13 protein-coding genes and 1 pseudogene are annotated in these 16,803 nt (G+C 52.8%); 7 read left to right on the forward strand and 7 right to left on the reverse strand.

Annotated features, from left to right (window positions below):
• Positions 1-81 precede the first annotated feature (81 nt).
• Complete coding sequence (locus I9187_RS19665) at positions 82-771, reverse strand: sugar transferase (RefSeq protein WP_348540153.1); 690 nt, start codon at positions 769-771, stop codon at positions 82-84.
• A 492-nt stretch (positions 772-1,263) separates the two neighbouring features.
• On the opposite strand from I9187_RS19665, the gene I9187_RS19670 reads away from it, so the two are divergent.
• Genes I9187_RS19670 through I9187_RS19685 form a run of 4 tightly spaced genes read left to right on the forward strand, consistent with a single transcriptional unit; the run spans position 1,264 to position 5,550 of the window.
• Complete coding sequence (locus I9187_RS19670) at positions 1,264-2,283, forward strand: AAA family ATPase (protein WP_348540154.1); 1,020 nt, start codon at positions 1,264-1,266, stop codon at positions 2,281-2,283.
• A gap of 1 nt (position 2,284) precedes the next feature.
• On the forward strand, positions 2,285-3,826 hold the full coding sequence (locus I9187_RS19675; protein WP_209509845.1) for a lipopolysaccharide biosynthesis: 1,542 nt from the start codon (positions 2,285-2,287) through the stop codon (positions 3,824-3,826).
• A gap of 31 nt (positions 3,827-3,857) precedes the next feature.
• Entirely contained in the window at positions 3,858-4,685 is an 828-nt protein-coding gene (locus I9187_RS19680; protein ID WP_209509844.1) for a CpsD/CapB family tyrosine-protein kinase, read from the forward strand.
• Entirely contained in the window at positions 4,666-5,550 is an 885-nt protein-coding gene (locus tag I9187_RS19685; protein WP_209509843.1) for a glycosyltransferase family A protein, read from the forward strand. Before I9187_RS19680 ends, I9187_RS19685 begins: the two co-directional genes overlap by 20 nt.
• Before the next feature lie 65 nt (positions 5,551-5,615).
• On the opposite strand, the gene I9187_RS19690 is transcribed toward I9187_RS19685, so the two are convergent.
• Complete coding sequence (locus I9187_RS19690) at positions 5,616-6,152, reverse strand: VPLPA-CTERM sorting domain-containing protein (protein ID WP_209509842.1); 537 nt, start codon at positions 6,150-6,152, stop codon at positions 5,616-5,618.
• Between the two features lie 634 nt (positions 6,153-6,786).
• On the opposite strand from I9187_RS19690, the gene I9187_RS19695 reads away from it, so the two are divergent.
• The gene (locus I9187_RS19695) at positions 6,787-8,298 is read left to right on the forward strand and encodes a hypothetical protein (protein WP_209509841.1); all 1,512 of its coding nucleotides are present in this window, start codon (positions 6,787-6,789) and stop codon (positions 8,296-8,298) included.
• On the forward strand, positions 8,295-9,320 hold the full coding sequence (locus I9187_RS19700) for a glycosyltransferase (protein ID WP_209509840.1): 1,026 nt from the start codon (positions 8,295-8,297) through the stop codon (positions 9,318-9,320). Before I9187_RS19695 ends, I9187_RS19700 begins: the two co-directional genes overlap by 4 nt.
• 36 nt (positions 9,321-9,356) lie before the next feature.
• Here the strand turns inward: I9187_RS19700 and I9187_RS19705 are convergent, their stop codons facing one another.
• The 4 genes from I9187_RS19705 to I9187_RS19720 all read right to left on the reverse strand — a co-directional run bounded on the left by I9187_RS19705 (position 9,357) and on the right by I9187_RS19720 (position 14,449).
• Positions 9,357-10,166, reverse strand: coding sequence for an FkbM family methyltransferase (locus I9187_RS19705; protein ID WP_209509839.1), 810 nt, complete (start codon positions 10,164-10,166; stop codon positions 9,357-9,359).
• Positions 10,167-10,231: 65 nt separating this feature from the next.
• On the reverse strand, positions 10,232-12,193 hold the full coding sequence (locus tag I9187_RS19710; protein WP_209509838.1) for a hypothetical protein: 1,962 nt from the start codon (positions 12,191-12,193) through the stop codon (positions 10,232-10,234).
• 248 nt (positions 12,194-12,441) lie between these two features.
• A complete protein-coding gene (locus I9187_RS19715; RefSeq protein ID WP_209509837.1) occupies positions 12,442-13,794 on the reverse strand; it encodes a HAMP domain-containing sensor histidine kinase in 1,353 nt (450 codons plus the stop codon).
• Entirely contained in the window at positions 13,784-14,449 is a 666-nt protein-coding gene (locus I9187_RS19720; protein ID WP_209509836.1) for a response regulator transcription factor, read from the reverse strand. Before I9187_RS19720 ends, I9187_RS19715 begins: the two co-directional genes overlap by 11 nt.
• A 165-nt stretch (positions 14,450-14,614) precedes the next feature.
• Here I9187_RS19720 and I9187_RS19725 point away from each other — a divergent pair, with 165 nt between their 5' ends.
• A complete protein-coding gene (locus I9187_RS19725) occupies positions 14,615-16,510 on the forward strand; it encodes an asparagine synthase-related protein (RefSeq protein ID WP_209509835.1) in 1,896 nt (631 codons plus the stop codon).
• A 9-nt stretch (positions 16,511-16,519) separates the two neighbouring features.
• Here I9187_RS19725 and I9187_RS19730 read toward each other — a convergent pair.
• Positions 16,520-16,803: pseudogene (locus I9187_RS19730) on the reverse strand (hypothetical protein); the annotation flags it as partial.

A 16,803-nucleotide genomic window follows, 5' to 3' on the forward strand; every position in this document is an offset into this window, starting at 1 on the left:
TGGTTTTGCCCATTGCTGCGCTCCCACGTAAACTACGAAAGGCACGCAATCAGCGGACACGTCCGGTTGCGTGCCAGGGCCTCAGCAGCCGGTGCCGCGCAGAACAACCGAGAAGGTCCGGATCACAATGGTAATATCCGTGCCAAATGACATGCACTTCCAGTATTCAGTATCATGATACGCGCGCTCGGCGAATGAGGATTGATTGCGTTTGGACACCTGCCATGGTCCTGACAAACCCGGACGCATAGAATAATAGAATTTTCCGGGATAAAGGTCTTGCTGGTTTACCATCATTGGGCGAGGGCCGACCATGGACATCTCACCCATTAAGACATTCCAGAACTGCGGTAGTTCATCCATCGAGGATTTGCGCAGCAACGACCCAAACTTGATGATGCGAGGATCGTTACGGAGTTTTTGGTTCCGATCCCATTCATCCTTGGCTTCGGGATAGGCATCTAGATGCTTCTGGAGCACCGCATCAGCGTCATGCACCATTGTGCGCATTTTAAGGAGTTTAAAAACCTTGCCATTTCTGCCAACTCGCTCCTGTCGGTAAAACGGTGTCACGCCCTGACAAACCAGAAATACGGCCAGAAGGACAATCATCGGAACGACGAATGGCGCTGCAAGCAGCGTAAACGCAATATCAAAGATGCGTTTTCCCACACCTCTGTAGAACCCCGAATATTGCACTGAGGTTGGCATAACAGAGATGCTAGAGTAGCCCGCGCCAGCGTCGGCCACGTCTTTTGAATGACTTGTCACTATTTAAACCCCCAACACACACTAATACTCTCGAACCACTTACCAAACTCAGGAACAGAACACGCTCGACCTCAACTACATATACTAAAAGTCTTGTATTTTATGTCACTTCGACCCTGCGCTTACTCGCTCGCGAGGTCACTTTCCTGTAACTAAGTGTTAACAAATTCAGTCTGGCTTGCAAAACATTAATACGAACATGCACACCTCAGAGCCACTGAATACGGGCATTTTCTAACGGTATCGTGAAACTTTGCCTGACTGATCTGTTGAAAGTTACCGAATTATCGTTTCTTCCATAGTGACAATCGATGAAATTTTGTGCTTTTGAGCCTGAAATTGGGCTCTCCGAGGCCTTTTTCCCGTGCTCAGGCCTGATTTCTGCGGCTCCTTCGCCGAGCCTTTTTCCAAAGACGTAAATGGAAACAATTTCGGGAAATACATCTGATTGAGGGGGAGTGCAGGTCAATTCACCGCGTGTGCAGTTTAGTGGTGCCTACTATCTTGATTTTGTGGCAAAGTCGTACCCAAGTACTTTTTGTTTATGTGATGTGTTCTTTATGTGAAGGATTTCTGGTGGTTCAGAGTATGAGTTCGGATAATCTCCAGGGGGCCGGTGCAAGGTTTGACAAGGCGGAAGGTAACCGAGGTACAATGGCGTCCAGCGACGGGTTTTATCTAGATTATTTCGGGCTCAACCAACGGCCTTTCACACTGCTTCCAGATCCCGGATTCATGTACTGGTCACCGCTGCACAAGCGCGGCTATTCAGTGCTGCAATTCGGCATAATGAGCTGTGCGCCAATTACAGTGCTGACGGGTGAGATTGGGGCAGGGAAAACAACCCTAGTACAGCATCTTCTAAGTGAAATGGAAAATTCGATCACCGTTGGGCTGATCTCAAATGCGCAAGGCGGCCGGGGAGAGCTGTTACAATGGGTCCTACATGCTTTAGGCTTGCCAATTGACAACGACGCCCCCTACGTACAGCTGTTCCGGGAGTTACAGGATTTCTTGGTCGCGGAATATGCCGAAGGGCGGCGTGTGGTTCTGATCTTTGACGAGGCGCAGAACCTGACTGTCGAAGGTTTGGAAGAAATCCGCATGCTGACCAATATCAATGCAAACACGGATGAGCTGATTCAGCTTGTTTTGGTTGGCCAGCCTGAATTGCGCGACATGGTTCTGGATCCCAAGATGCGCCAGCTAACGCAGCGTGTGGCCGCGAGTTTTCATCTGGAGCGGATGGATGAAGCGTCAGTTGAAGCCTATATTAGACACAGGATGAAAACGGCTGGCGGTTCGGGCGGCGAATTTTCAGAAGAAGCGTGTAAGTTGATCTTTCAGCAGACTCGCGGTGTCCCTCGCCTGGTGAATCAGTTTTGCGATTTCGCCCTACTCTACGCTTGGACCAATGAGGCAGAAAAGGTTGATGAGGGGGTTGTAAATCAAGTGATCGACGACGGCGTGTTCTTTGGAGGAAATTCACTCGAAAAGGAGCTGATAGTCTGACATGAGTCCTGTTCGTTACTACTCCTCCATTTTTTTGAGGCGGCTTCCGTACTTCCTGATTGTCGCAACAATTGTTTCAGCGGTTTCGATCTCGGTCGCGATGACCTTGCCGCCGACTTATGTTTCAAATATGCGATTGATCGTTGAATCTCCACAAATTCCGGGAAATCTTGCCGCCAGTACGGTCAACACGCCCGCGTTTGAACAGCTACAGATTATTGAACAACGCCTGCTGACACGGCCGGTTCTGCTGGACATTTCACGGAAGTTTGCCGTCTTGCCGGATCAGGATAATGCTAGTCCCGATGAAATTTTAAACGAACTGCGCTCAAAAACCCGGATCCGTATTGCTTCGGGTCGCAATCAGGCCAATTTGATGACCATTACATTTGAAGGTCGAACTGGCCAAATTGCGGCTGGTGTTCTGAATGAGTATCTGACAGAAATCCAGAAGCTTGATGTTTCCTACCGCAAGGATCGGGCCTCAGATACATTGGAGTTCTTTGAGCAAGAAGTTGAACGTCTGGGCGATGAACTCGACAAACGCAGTGCGAGTATTCTTCAGTTTCAGAATGAGAACTCGGATGCTCTGCCCACCAGTTTGCAATTCCGCATGGCTCAGCAGGGGTCGTTGCAGACCAGCCTTCAGCAAACTGATCAGCAGATTTTCACTCTTCAGACCCAACGCGAAAAGCTGTTGGAAATTTATAGAACAACGGGTCAGATTACGACCGCAGGACAACAGCCTCAAACACAGGCTCAACAACAATTGAGCCAATTACGTAATCAGCTTGACACACAACGAGGAATTTATTCCGAAACTAGCCCGCAGATCAGATTTTTGCGTGGCCGGATTAGCAGCCTGGAAGAAATTGTCGCAGCAGAGCAAGCCACTAGCGCAGCGTCAGCTAGCACCCAAACTGGCAATTCTACGCTCGACCTTCAACTGGCTCAGATCGATTCACAAATTGCAGCTCTCGAAGACCAGCGTGCAGTTACCGAAGAGCGCTTGGAAAAGGTGACGCTGACCATCGATCAGACTCCCGCCAACGCAATTACGCTGGCGGAATTGCAGCGGGATCACGCCAATATCCAAGCCCAATACAATACTGCAGTCAGCCGCCTTGCATCGGCCTCGACCGGGGAACGCATTGAGGTCACTTCACAGGGGCAGCGTATTTCGGTAATAGAACATCCCTCCGTCCCGAGCGCGCCGAGCAAACCGGATCGATTGATGATTGCGGGTGGCGGTACAGCCGCAGGTATAATGATGGGTCTGGGACTTGTTGTTTTGCTGGAGCTTCTGAACCGGGCGGCGCGTCGACCGGAAGACCTAATCAACAAGCTGAATGTCTGGCCGATCGCAACTATTCCATACGTTCGGTCTCGGGGCGAAGTGATAAGGCAACGAATTGTTTGGGTGGCGGTAATTCTGGCGATTATGATTGGGGTGCCGGCAGGGGTGTGGGCGTTGCATACTTATTATCTGCCTTTGGATCTGATTGCCGAGCAGTTAATCAACAAGCTGGAGGTTTATTGGTGATTTCCGTTCTCATTAAGTTAGGGAGGGTATAGTGGACCGTCTTCAACAGGCGATTCAGAAAGCCCGTGAGGCGCGCGACAGTCGCCAGCCACAACCTCTGCCGTTAACTGACGAGCAGCGTGATGTTCCCGAGGGGAAAGCTGATGAAGATATCTGGATGGCTGTGCCAGAGATCACAATTGAATCACGCCTCATATCAAGCAACCGCCTGATGTCATATCATGCTGGGCCAGCTGCTACGCCCTATGACATGTTGCGAACCAAGATGCTGCAGCAGATTTTATCCAATGGGTGGCGTCGTGTGGCGCTAACCTCCCCTTATAGTGGATGCGGTAAGAGTACAGCAGCGGCGAACCTAGCCTTCAGTCTGGGGCGTCAGGAAGATTTACGCACGATTGTGATCGATTTTGACATGCGGCGCATGGGGCTGTCCGAAATATTAAAACAGACCGGTGCGCACAATATGGCTGACGTGATTCAAGGAAAAGTGCCGTTCCATGAGCAGGCATTACGCCACGGAAATAATGTGATTTTTGGGCTAAACTATTCTCCGACGCGCCACCCAGCAGAAATTTTACAAAGCCGTCGGACAATCGAGATGCTTGAGCAGCTTGAGGCTAAATATAAACCCGATATCATTCTCTTCGACACGCCTCCGCTAATGGCAAGTGATGACAGTCATGGGTTCCTGCGAAATGTTGATTGCGCGCTGCTTCTGGCAGCGGCCGAAGAGACCAGCATTGATCATATTGATGTCGCCGAGCAGCAGCTTGCGGAACTTACAAAGGTCATGGGGATTGTTCTGAATAAATGCCGTTACATCAGCGGAGCTTTTGGTAATGAGTACGGCTCCTATTGATCTGGCTTTTGCAGATGCAGTTATCATTCCTCATTATAATGACCTGCCTAGGCTGGAACGCTGCCTTTACGCCCTTAAAGAGAATAATCTAACGGATACAGAAGTCGTCGTCGTTGATAATGCCTCGCCGGTTTCCTTGGAGGGGATCCAGCGGCTTTTCCCCGAGGTGCGGTTCGTGGTGGAATCCCAAAAAGGTGCGGCCCATGCCCGCAATCGCGGCGTTGCCGAAACCACCGCTCAGAGGTTGTTTTTTATTGATGCCGATTGTGTACCGGCGTCTGATTGGTTGGAGGTTGGTCGCTCGATTTCTGATCGGGCCGATCTGATTGGTGGGCGGGTCGATGTATTTGACGAAACGCCGGCGCCGCGCAGCGGGGCCGAAGCATTTGAAGCAGTGTTTGCTTTCAACTTTCGCCGATATATCGAGGTCCAGGGCTTTTCTGGCGCAGGCAACCTACTTACGCGGCGTGATGTCTTCAACACGATCGGTGGGTTCATCAATGGCGTGTCCGAAGATCGGGAATGGACCATGCGGGCGGTGGCCCGAGGTTATAGCCTGATCTACGAAGATACATTTCGGGTCAGTCATCCCTCAAGGCAGGATTGGCCTGCACTAAAGGCCAAATGGCGGCGGACGACACAGGAAGCGTACCAGTTGAATGGAAATGGGATGACCGCACGTTTGCGATGGATGATCCGTGGGCTGGCCATGCCCGCGAGCGCGATCGTACATACGCCCAAAGTCATCTCCAGTGGCAAGCTTGCTTCGGCCAGCGAGATTTTGCTAGCAATCACAACGTTGTTTCGCCTCAGATGCCAGCGGATGATCTGGATGTTGCGCCAGGCAACAGGTGGTACGATCTGATCAGGCTAAATGAAAAGGGACCGCGGAAACGGCCCCTCGTCAAAAATGCAGGGTTGTCTGTGTAATCAGGCCGTCTTGCGGCGGCGTGCGACAGCCAAACCACCCAGTGCAGTCAGAAGCAGCAGTCCACCAGCAGGCAGCGGAACGGCAGCCACGTCAAAGTCAAAACCCACATTACCGCCAGTATTTGCAACACCAGCCCAAGAGAATACAAGGTTTTGACCGCTAGTGTTTGCGGCAGTGAAGGTCGAGTTAAGTGTAGTTACGCCAGTAAGGACAGCAGCCGTCGAAATTACACTGTTTGTCGCGGCATCAATCCAGCTCATGCTCAAACCGGTAAACGCTTTAGATACATTCAAGGTCACCGATGCATTCGCCTTGCTGAGAAGCGGGGTAAGAGGCGATGTAAAGTTGACTGAATACGTACCTGGTCCTGTTCCACCGGGTTGCGACGTGTCAACGATGACGTTGCCTATAAAAGCATTATCGGACGTGATGTCATAGCTACCACCAGCAGATACCGAGGTCAGCGCACTAGCTGAACCGGCCATTGTCACAACCGCAGCAAGAGCCACCGCCACCATTTTGAAAGATTTTAGCATCAAATTCCCACCCTACTTTTTACATATCTTCGAACGTGCAGAAGTCACACATGACCTACCTTCAAATATTAATAGTTCATTTACATATCATTACGAAGACTTTTTTGGATAATTCTGGCTTTTTCATGGCAACGTGGCGTTCCGTCCAGAATAATACCCCTGCAATCTAAGGTTTGTTTCCAATTCTTGAACATATTGCGTCCAAATCTTGGCGAAGCTTGCTTTAAACCCGTTCGATTCTGCAGGTGAGGTCTATGTCCATGGACTTGATTCTGATGCCGAGATGCGAGCGGACCTGCTGCGTTCAGTAGCAAGCACGCCACACACGATCGGAAACATTAACACAAACAAGTGACCTATTGTACTTGCGAAAGGCTTGTAAATCGCGCTTGACGGAAAAAGGCACAGAATGGAAAGACCGGCGGGATTTGTCATTAGAAGAGTCTAAGGATTCGTGTAGCGTTGATGTGTTTTTAAACGAAGTTCAGGCATACGTTCTTGATCTAAATTTGCTGACTGGCTTTTTGTTTGCTGTGTACGCCTATTAAAGAGAAGATGATGCGAATGGGCGCTGATCAGAAAACAGCTGCAAAAATGCACGCTGCCATGGTTGTTAGGGAGTTGTAGAACAGCAATGAACGCGCATGAATTCTCTGGAAGATTGCCCAGACGGTTCAGGGCTTTTCTGCTGCTTGCAGCGACGCTGATCGTCTGTCTTGCGATCCTGCCAATCAACCGCGGCCCGCTTTATTATTTTGATACCGGAAGCTATTTCCGGCAAGGCGATGCGGCGCTGTCAATGATCCTGCCCACACCGAAAACGGAGGAAGCGGGGGGCGTGACAAGCAATGGCCAGCAGAATGCACCCGGTAAAGCGGATGAGACAACGGGCGGGTCACGTTCTATCGTCTATGCGCTTCTGGTTGCGGCCTTCTGGCGGGTTGATGCACTGGCAGGTATTGTTGGCGTACATATGGCCATGCTGCTGCTTGCCGTCTGGCTGGCAATGCGCGCGCTACAGCGCGCTGGTCAGGCCGGGCATGGCACACTGAAGCTAGTGACAATTCCGTTGTTGGCAGGTGCGACGACCTCGTTGCCATTTTACATTGCCTATGTCATGCCGGATATTTTTGCATCGATCATGTTGATTCTGATTGCTGCAGCTACGGCTGCAGGCCGCCACATGCATTGGGTGGAATGGCTGGGTGCTATGGTGCTGGCAGCATTTGCCGTGACGCTGCACCCGTCTCATCTGGGCATCGCAGTGCTGATGGTGCCCTTTGTCTTGATGACATGCTTGCTGCATATCGGTCAGGGACGATGGCTCGCAGTGGGGTTCACCGTAGGCATTGTTGTAATGGGCATAGTCGAACGTAAAACATTTGAGTTCGCGACCGAAACCGTGGCGAGAAAAGAGGTGGTTTATACACCCTACATCACAGCACGATTGATCGTTGATGGCCCCGGTCTGGCCTACCTAGATGACGTTTGCCCTCAATCCGATCTGGCAACCTGTGCTCTACATGAAGCGCTATCCTGGTCTGACGATCCGTATCGGATGACCGCTACTCATATCATTTTCGAACAATCCGAGCGGCTTGGATCATTCCGGTTGATGCCTGTCGATGATCAACAGGCTGTCGCTGCAGAACAGCGGGCTTTCTTTCTGCGAGTGCTAGCGGCGCGACCGTTCGGAACAATATTCGCCTTGAGTCAAAACGCGATGACGCAGCTTGGGATGAACAGCATTAAAATGACTATTCCGAATAAGGCCGTCATTAACAATGCCAAATCGCTATCCGGCCTGCCCGAGGAAAGACTTGGAGTACTGAACAACGTTGTGTTAACGCGCGATCAGTCTTGGCTTAGATCTGCGAATTTCATTCATTCGGCGATCTACCTGGTTTCTGCGGCATCCGTGATCGTATTGTTGCTATGGCCCGAACGCGTTGCGCCTCCGCTGAAGCTGTTTGCGTTGTTCATTCTGATCGGAATAGCGATCAATGCGCTGGTCTGTGGTGGGGTCTCGCAACCCGCAGACCGATATGGTGCTCGCGTGATGTGGTTGCTGCCCTTCATAGCTGCCTTTCTTTTTCTTGTTCAACGATCATCAGCGCCGCAAGGCACGGCCGGAGAAGCCCCATGACGTCAGATCAATCCCCTACCATCAGTGTGATCATGCCCGCCTTCAGGGCCGAACACCTGTTGCCGCGCGTCCTGCCTCCATTAATTGAAATGCTGAATACCGGTCAGGTGCAGCAGGTTCTGGTGGTGGATGACCAATCCCCCGACGGCACCGCGGCGCTGGCACGCGAGATGGGGGCAACCGTGCTGACCACGCCCGTCAATGGCGGCCCCGGCGCGGCCCGCAATCTGGCCGCGCAGCAGGCCACGGGCGATATCCTGTGGTTTGTGGATTCCGATGTCGTCGCCTGGCCGGACGGGCCCGAGCATATTCGCCGGGCGATGTCCGAAGACAATGTGGGCGCCGTGTTTGGATCTTATGACGATGCCCCGGACGGGCAGGCGTGGTTTTCGCGCTACAAGAACCTTCTGCACCGCTATCACCATCAGCGCGCGCAGCGCGAGGCACGTACCTTCTGGGCCGGCTGCGGCGCGATCCGGCGCGATGTGTTTCTTGAGGTCGGTGGCTTCGATGTGAAAACCTACGAGATCCCCTCGATCGAAGATATCGAACTGGGCTACCGGATCGCGGCTACCGGTCGCCGCATCCTGGTCGAGCCGCTTTTGCAGGGCAAGCACCTGAAAGTCTGGACCATCCGCAACAGCCTGAGCACCGATATCTTCTGCCGCGCTCTGCCCTGGGCCCGGCTGATGATCTCGCGCGAGGGGCTGACGGATGACCTGAATACGTCGATGGCCGAGCGGGCGCGGGCCGCAATCGCTGGGCTGTTGCTGCTATCTCTTCTGGCTTTACCGTTCTGGCCCGGGACCTGGCCCCTGCCCCTGCTGTTACTGGCAACCGCCCTAGTCGCCAACTTTGATCTGGTCCGCGCCATGGCCGGACATGGCGGGCCATGGTTTGGGTTCAAATGCCTGCTCTACCATCAGGTCTATTACGTCTATTCCGCCACCGTCTATGTCTGGTGCCTGTTCGAATATCACGTACTGGGACAAAAGCAGAAACTACGCGTCACGCGAAACTGACAGATCGCGTGACATGGCTGATTAACCGGACGGGGCTCAGAACTGCTTGGCAGGCAACTGTTCGAACGGCAGTTTCTCGACCTGATCGAAACGCGGGTTGCTTTCGTGCACATAGAACGTGTCGTAAAGCGAATTGCGCACAAAGTGATACCCGTTGGCAAACAGCAACTCGTTGAGCTCGGGCGTAGGGCGCTCGATTGTCATCGCCAGGAAGCGGTACTTGTCGAACGGGAAATTGCGCAGAATCCGTGTCTCGGACCCTTCGACATCTAGGCTGAAATAGTCGATGTCCTTTGGCGCGTCATAGCGGTCGAACACCTCCTCCAGAGGTACCGCCTCTACAGTGACAACCTTGCCCTTCTCGCGGAACCTTGCCAGTTTCGCGGCGCGGCGCTCGGTCATGTTGTCGGCTTCCTCCACCAGCAGGCTGCTGCGCTGGCCGTCGATCATGAATTCCAACTGGCCCGGTTCGGGGTCGACGGCCAGCGGGACCGGCGTGGCCGAACGATGATGCCAGTTGATGATCTTGTTGTAATTGACCGGATTGGGCTCGATCAGCAACCCGGTCCAGCCATAATGCTTTTCCAAGGCAAAGGTATTGGAATCGGAAAACCCGTCCGCAGCACCCAGTTCGACAAAAAATCCGTTGCGTTTGCCGTTATAGACTTCGTTGATCACCCACATGTCCTGCCCACGGTCCGAAACCTGCTTGGGCATGTAACCAAGATTATTCATGGCAAATCGGCGGCTGAAATTCCGGGTACTGACCACACCGATATAAGCGAAATAGGCTGGCTTCTGGAGGAGTGGATAGGTTTCAACCAGCTTGGTGAGATTCTGCTTCATAAAGTTCTCCACTTAACCGCCCGCTTTTGGCTTTTCGGGCAAAAACATTGTTGCACAGACATCGGCTACTTTAACCCTGCAATTTTCGCGATATCCCACACCGGGTACAGTGTTTCGCGCGTTCCACGCCCGAAAATTGTGTCGAATGGCACGTGATAGACACGCGCAATGCTGATCGGAACGTCGGCGTTCCCAAAGTCGCTTTCGTAAGCGGCCCGATCACGCATCACCAGTATCCGATCTTCGACCGCTTCGCCGATCATGACCTCTCCGTCTTGCAGAGGTTCGGATGCGGCACGGATGAAATAGTCCGCGACGGTGTTGTCCGGCGCGGGCATTCCGGCATGCACATAAACCGAAAGCCCACCGGCCATATAGCGGTTTTCAAGCTCGGCCTGTGTCCAGATTGGCGGGAAGGCTTTATCGAGCAGCGCCTGCACGACGCGTATCTCGTCCAGATCAGGGAACGGAGCGGTCTCTGTTTCAATGGTAATGCGATGCCCCAAGTCCCGCGTCAGGGTAAACGGGCGCAATGATTCCGGCCAACTGATCCAGGCACTGACCATCACCCCGGCCAGAGCACAGACCAGCGCCGGTGCAGGCGCAGCCTGAACCGGGCGCAGGCGCCAGAAAACGATCAGCGGAATGACTGCGGCGGGTGCGAAATGATGCGGAAGGATGCGATAGGCCTGAACATAGAAAAACAGAACATAGGCGATAACAGTCAGGGTCAGGGCTTTGGAAAGCTTGTCCTGCCAGCGCCACGCCAGCAATGCGAGACCGGGCAATATTCCGCAGGGCAGCAGCCAGAACAGGAACCGTCCGGTATCAAAGATCGTGACGTACCGCAGGCGGCGCAGGATGCTGCCCGTGTTGAACTCGCTGGACACACCTGTCAACCCCGACGACCGCAGCCCCATTTCAAGCAGCGATGCCAGGATCACGACGCCAACGGCGATCACTCCTCCGGCGATCACCTGCCGGAACGGCAAAGGCCGGGTCAGCAGGAGATAGGAAATCAGGAAGAAACCAATCAGCAGAATACCGTTCGGCGCGGTCAGCAACGCCAGCGTGGACACAACCGCCATCCAGCCAAATCTCCGCTCGGTAAAGAACAGGATATAGCCCAACACCCCCAGCAAAATCATCGGTTCGCGGGTCATGGGCAAGGCGATATCAGCAAAATACGGATTATAGGACGGGTTGAACGCCATCACGAAGGAAAACAACAGCAGGGCCGCTCCCAACCCTAAAACGGTCCGTGGGTCAGTACGCCCTTCGGAGTCGCGAACAAAGGACAGCATCATCCCAAATAGGACCGAAACCCCTGGTAAATATGCGAGACGGATAGAGACTTCATGGCCCCCAAAGAACCTCATGAACCCGGTTTGCAGGAAGGTTTCCGTCATCATCTTGGGGGTTGGGTAGCCTCCTAGTCCTCCTGCTTCCGGCGGCCAGAAGGGTGAACCACGGGTCATGAACAGTATTGCGTTCAGAAAGCTGTGCGCCCCGTCATCGTTTAGTGCCTCCCAATAGAATTTGGGACTCATCAAAATCAACACTCCAAGCGGCAGCAGGATCATACCTGCTAAATCCCACCACCTGCCCTGAAGGATAGCCGGACAGGGTCGGGCGGCGATCAGGCCAATGCCGGGCAGGCAGAGTAGAACAATTAGACAAATGAAAGCCGTCCCAACCATCGGAATGCCACTGACTGCCTGCAGGGCGGCTGCAAAAGCAGGCACACCAAACAAAGACAGCGTAAACCCCTTGAGTAAGCAGTGCTCAAAACGGTCCTCAGACGCGGCAACTCCCCACATCAAGAACAGACCGGGAGACACAAATAGCATCGAAGCCGATATCGCGACCAGCGGAACCCAGACATAAAGAAACAGAGCGTCACTTGCGACAAAATAGGGCGATGCACCGTCCGCCAGAGCGACCTTTTCCGCCAGTGATTCCGCAACATCCCGACCAGCCAGCACAATGGAAGCCAGAACAATGAGAAATATTAAAAGGCGCAACACCATCACGTCTTATTCAAACTCATAAAAACACAGTAGTCGATGATTGTTCAATGGAAGGTATATATGCCCTGACTACCCAACTAAATGAAACATCCTTCAATCAACCAATTTACTGATAACACGTAACCCTCAGTGCGTTGCGAGTTTTGTACCAGTTGGGCTTCTTGAATATGCAATTATACGCCAATGAATCAAACCACGAGGTATTGATGCATTTGTGGAAACAAAAAACCGCGGTCGCGTTACTCCTATTCCGCAATCCTTCCAGGCAGCATGACCGTCACCCGCGCACCACCCAAAGACGATTTCCCTGTGTGAACCGACCCACCATAAAGCTCGGCAATATCCTGAACAATCAAAAGGCCCAGCCCATGTTCATTCTCACCCTCACCTCCGGCCCCGTGCGAAGGTGACTTTGGCATTGTCTGACTGCGCTCCATACCTGGTCCATTATCTTCTACACTTAAAGCGATCATACCTTTCCCGTTGATAGGGGCTGATATGTGCACCCGGGTTTCTGCCCAGTAACAAGCATTTTCGAGCAAATTTCCAAGGATTTCCTGAATGTCAGCCACTTCGCCGAGAAACAGGGTTCCCTCATCGATGTTGTTTTCAATTTCAGGCATCCGATCTCTGAAAATGACACCAAGCGCATAGACCACGTCTTCGGCACTGGACCGCACGGGCGAAGATTTCCCATAAGGACGTTCGGTCCGCGCGCGGCTGAGGTTGCGCTTGATCACACGTGTCATACGGTCAACAAGGTCTGCCACCTGATCTCGCTTGTCGCCGTTCAGATTCTCGGCGACACGGATCAATGCGGCCAGCGGTGTTTTTAATCCATGCGCCAGCTCCGCATTTTTTCTGCGTGTTTTTTCAAGATTCATATTGTTACGTCTATGCAAGGCGCGCAACTCCTCGACCACTGGAATCAGATCAGGCGGCCAGTTCCGCCCGTCAATGATCGCATCGTTTTGGCGCATAGATTTGACCGACTCACTGAGCCGCTTGAGCGGCTTGAGACCCCGGTTAACCGTTGAGTAAACCGCAATCGATACCATCAGAGCGAGCCCGATGAATATCAGAGCAATTAACCTGACCGCATGGTCTATCTCCTCTGTCACACGTTTCATCGGTGCTGCGATCCGAAAGGTTATTCCATCCTCGGGGTTTGTTCCAGGAAACCCCTGCGACAAGCCGCGTACAACGCCACCCTCCGGGCTTTCAAAGTTCCCTTTCCCCTCGTTTGGAATAGCCAGAATTTGGCTGTCTTCATTGACCGGTCCCAGTGAGGGTGACTGCAACAGAATTCTAGGAGGGCCGTCGCCCTGATCCTGTGTTAGTTGCCACAGCCAGTTCTCACCAGCGACATCATAAAGCCCACGTCCAACGGGCCCTGATAGTTTGGTCTGTTTCCCGTTCAGAGTAATCCTTCCGGATTCGATCAACATATCCTGAGCAAGCAGGAGGTCCAATTCTACAAGCTCATATGTCCGGTATAGCAGAATGCAGATTGTGGCCCCGACCCCTAGGATGGCGCAACAGATTGCAATCGTCGCAAGCGAAACACGTCGCGTAATCGTGGCCCAGTCATGCATCATTTGTGGGTACGCGATAACCGTGCCCGCGCACGGTTTCTACAAGTGATGGCGAAATCTTACGGCGCAAACGCGAGACAAGAACATCAATCACATTCGAGTTCAGATTTATGTCTTCGGCATAGATATACTCAATCAGAGCCGCCCGGCTAACAACCGAGCCTGCATGGCGAGCAAGATGCTCCAGAGCGCGAAATTCAAAAGCCGTAAGAGACACGTTGCGCCCTTTATAAAAGGCAGCCTTTTCATCAGGCAAAACGGACAGGTCTCCAACATCAATCGATGGCGTACCACGCCCGCTTGCTCGCCGCACCAAAGCTTCGAGGCGGGCCATGAGTTCTTCAGAATGAAACGGTTTTGACAAGTAATCATCCGCACCACTCCGCAAGCCCGAAACGATGTCATTCCAGCTGTCGCGTGCCGACAGGATTAAAACTGGTGCCGCCATGTTGCGGCTCCGCCATTCGCGCAGGATCGAAAGCCCGTCTAAGCCAGGCAACCCTAGATCCAGGACAATTGCATCCCAGTCTTCGGTTTCACCTAGAAACAATGCATCATTCCCGTTTTCAGCCAGCTTTACGATGTCACCCCGTGTACGCATCAGACGGTCAAGATCGTTGCGCAGTGTATCATCGTCTTCGGCAACTAGTATTTTCATCAAACCCTCACACTGCATCAGGACTAAACATGAATGGGGGATGACAGGGCCGGACATGCGCCATTCACGCCCCTCAATTTATATTTCACCGGAGCCGTTGTCGAAAGTGATCCTTTCGCAATGAACAAAATTTACCCACTAACCCATGTGATACCGGAGTTTCGAATGAGTGGCCTGTTTGGTATCCGCCCTGAGAATGGCGCTCGTACCCCTGACAGCGTGCGGGTGCGACAAAGTGCGTTCTCAATCCGCCATCGTAGTTTGGATGCCTGTAATACTGTCACGGAACCAGGCTTGGGCTTGGCGCCGCAGCCTTTTAACGATTCAATGGATCTCTACAGCCTTGTTTATAGTGGTGGAATCCGCAACGTCAGATTTCTGCGCACCAAACTCGAGAAACTGGGGGTTGCGTTCCGTACAACCTCAGACGCCGAAGTTGTTCTGCACAGCCTAGTTCAATGGGGAGAAGAAGCGCTGATGCGGTTCGAAGGGATGTTTGCACTGGCATTTATTGATCGGCGGAGCCACCGCCTCCTACTGGCCCGGGACCGTTTCGGAATGAAGCCCCTCTACTGGGCGCAGGGCATGACCGAAGACGGCCCAGCCTTTCTGTTCGCCTCGGAAATAAAAGCATTTGAACCTTGGATGGCCCTGCAGCCTGACCTCGACACGATGGCCGGGTATCTGCTGGGCTACAACAATCCGATCCGTGGTTCGACCTTTTACCAGAACGTTCGAAGTCTAACACCAGGAAGCCGCCTGTGGTATGATGGGTCAGAGAAGGTTGACATTGCGCCTTTCTTCCAATTGACCGATTTTCTTGATCTTAATGAGATGGCGCGGCTCGATAATCTGCCGGCGGCGGAAATCGTTGATGAATTTGCCGATCTCATGCACAGATCCTTAACCGCACATTTACCTGTTGATGCGCGGATCGGGGCCTTCTGTTCGGATGGGGTCGAGACCTCTCTGATCGCGGCTATCTCTGCGAGCCAACACCACAAAATTCCCTTAATCCACGTCAATGTAGGAAGCAATCGGACCGGGGCGGAGGCAGCCCGAGACCTTAGCAAAAGCCTTAAATTGGACCTACATATCGCCAAAGTCGAAGAACAGGATGTTATCGACATGATCCCACAGACAATGCGGCACTATGAGATTCCGTTCGCCTCCCACTCTAATGGCGCAGCGCTGATAAAGGCGTCTCAACTTGCCGCTGATGCGGGAATAACGGAGCTATTGTCTGGTGGCGGATCGGATGTATTATTCAATGGTTATCCGTTGCTTGCGAGGAAGTACCTAGTGGATGGTTGTAAGCAGAGGATCTTCGCGCTCATGTCCGGGATGCGGGCTTTCTCCGGAATGGGCCCTCTCCAATTGGGGCGCGCAGAGAAAGCTAACAGTGTTCTGAATGGTGCCGTAATTACCGAGGATACACTGGCTGTCCAACGTAATCTTAAAGCTTTGCCCGACAGGTTTATAGATCGCGGCAAACAGTTGATGTTGGAGTACATGCATGAACCTCTGCGCGCAATTCTGCATCGCAATGAAGCAATGGGCATGTCCGCCGGGGTCGAGACCCGGTTTCCGTTTCTCGACACCCGGATCGCCCGTTTCGGAATTAACCTGCCAACGCGGTACAAGCTCAAAGCATCACCGTTTGCTTTCGACAAAGTCCACCCCTTTATCCGCACGAAATGGGTCGTGCGAGAAGTCACCAAACGATATGTTCCGCACACCCTGAGTCGACGTATTGGAAGCGGGTCTGGAGCCACCGTGTTTCAGCGGTTGGACATCCGTTCTGAGTATTTCAGAAACGGTCAGTTGCAAGACCTGTTCAGCCTGACCAACACCCAAATGGAAGAGACGATCCTCAGCACGGACCCCGATCTGAAGCTGCGATTGCTGCTAGCCGAAGTCTGGTTGCGGTGCCGGTTGTACCATCAGGACGAAGCGCAGGAAACGACCAGATTGCACGACTACATCAACATTTTGCCTGACGGATATCGCCCGACCTGCTCAGCTTGTGCTAAGCCTGCAAATGCTGTCGTCCCCGGTTGAGACATAGACTCAGGTTGCGGTTCTGTTACGGAGGTTTTTGTTTGGTTCCGACTTTTTCTTGGTGTCGGCCTCGAACTCTTCGTGATAGGACCGCTCGACATTCACATCCCACACATCATTGTTCTCACCCATGATATTGCGGGCAGCATACATCGCCGACAGCATCGAGTGATCCTGATTGTTGTAGCGGTGTAGGCCATTGCGACCAACAGTCTGGAAGTTCTTGAGCGTGTTCAGCCAGCCGCTGACCGTGTCCAGAGCATCCTTGTACTCGCTGTCATAAACCGGATAAG

Source organism: Ruegeria sp. HKCCE4148 (assembly GCF_017872495.1).
GTDB lineage: Bacteria > Pseudomonadota > Alphaproteobacteria > Rhodobacterales > Rhodobacteraceae > Ruegeria.

Bases quoted from the DNA above. Each gene is read 5' to 3' on its own strand.
- I9187_RS19675 (WP_209509845.1), top strand. From the start codon at position 2,285: ATGAGTCCTGTTCGTTACTACTCCTCCATTTTTTTGAGGCGGCTTCCG.
- I9187_RS19685 (WP_209509843.1), top strand. From the start codon at position 4,666: ATGAGTACGGCTCCTATTGATCTGGCTTTTGCAGATGCAGTTATCATT.
- I9187_RS19690 (WP_209509842.1), bottom strand. From the start codon at position 6,152: ATGCTAAAATCTTTCAAAATGGTGGCGGTGGCTCTTGCTGCGGTTGTG.
- I9187_RS19695 (WP_209509841.1), top strand. From the start codon at position 6,787: ATGAACGCGCATGAATTCTCTGGAAGATTGCCCAGACGGTTCAGGGCT.
- I9187_RS19700 (WP_209509840.1), top strand. From the start codon at position 8,295: ATGACGTCAGATCAATCCCCTACCATCAGTGTGATCATGCCCGCCTTC.
- I9187_RS19705 (WP_209509839.1), bottom strand. From the start codon at position 10,166: ATGAAGCAGAATCTCACCAAGCTGGTTGAAACCTATCCACTCCTCCAG.
- I9187_RS19715 (WP_209509837.1), bottom strand. From the start codon at position 13,794: ATGATGCATGACTGGGCCACGATTACGCGACGTGTTTCGCTTGCGACG.
- I9187_RS19720 (WP_209509836.1), bottom strand. From the start codon at position 14,449: ATGAAAATACTAGTTGCCGAAGACGATGATACACTGCGCAACGATCTT.
- I9187_RS19725 (WP_209509835.1), top strand. From the start codon at position 14,615: ATGAGTGGCCTGTTTGGTATCCGCCCTGAGAATGGCGCTCGTACCCCT.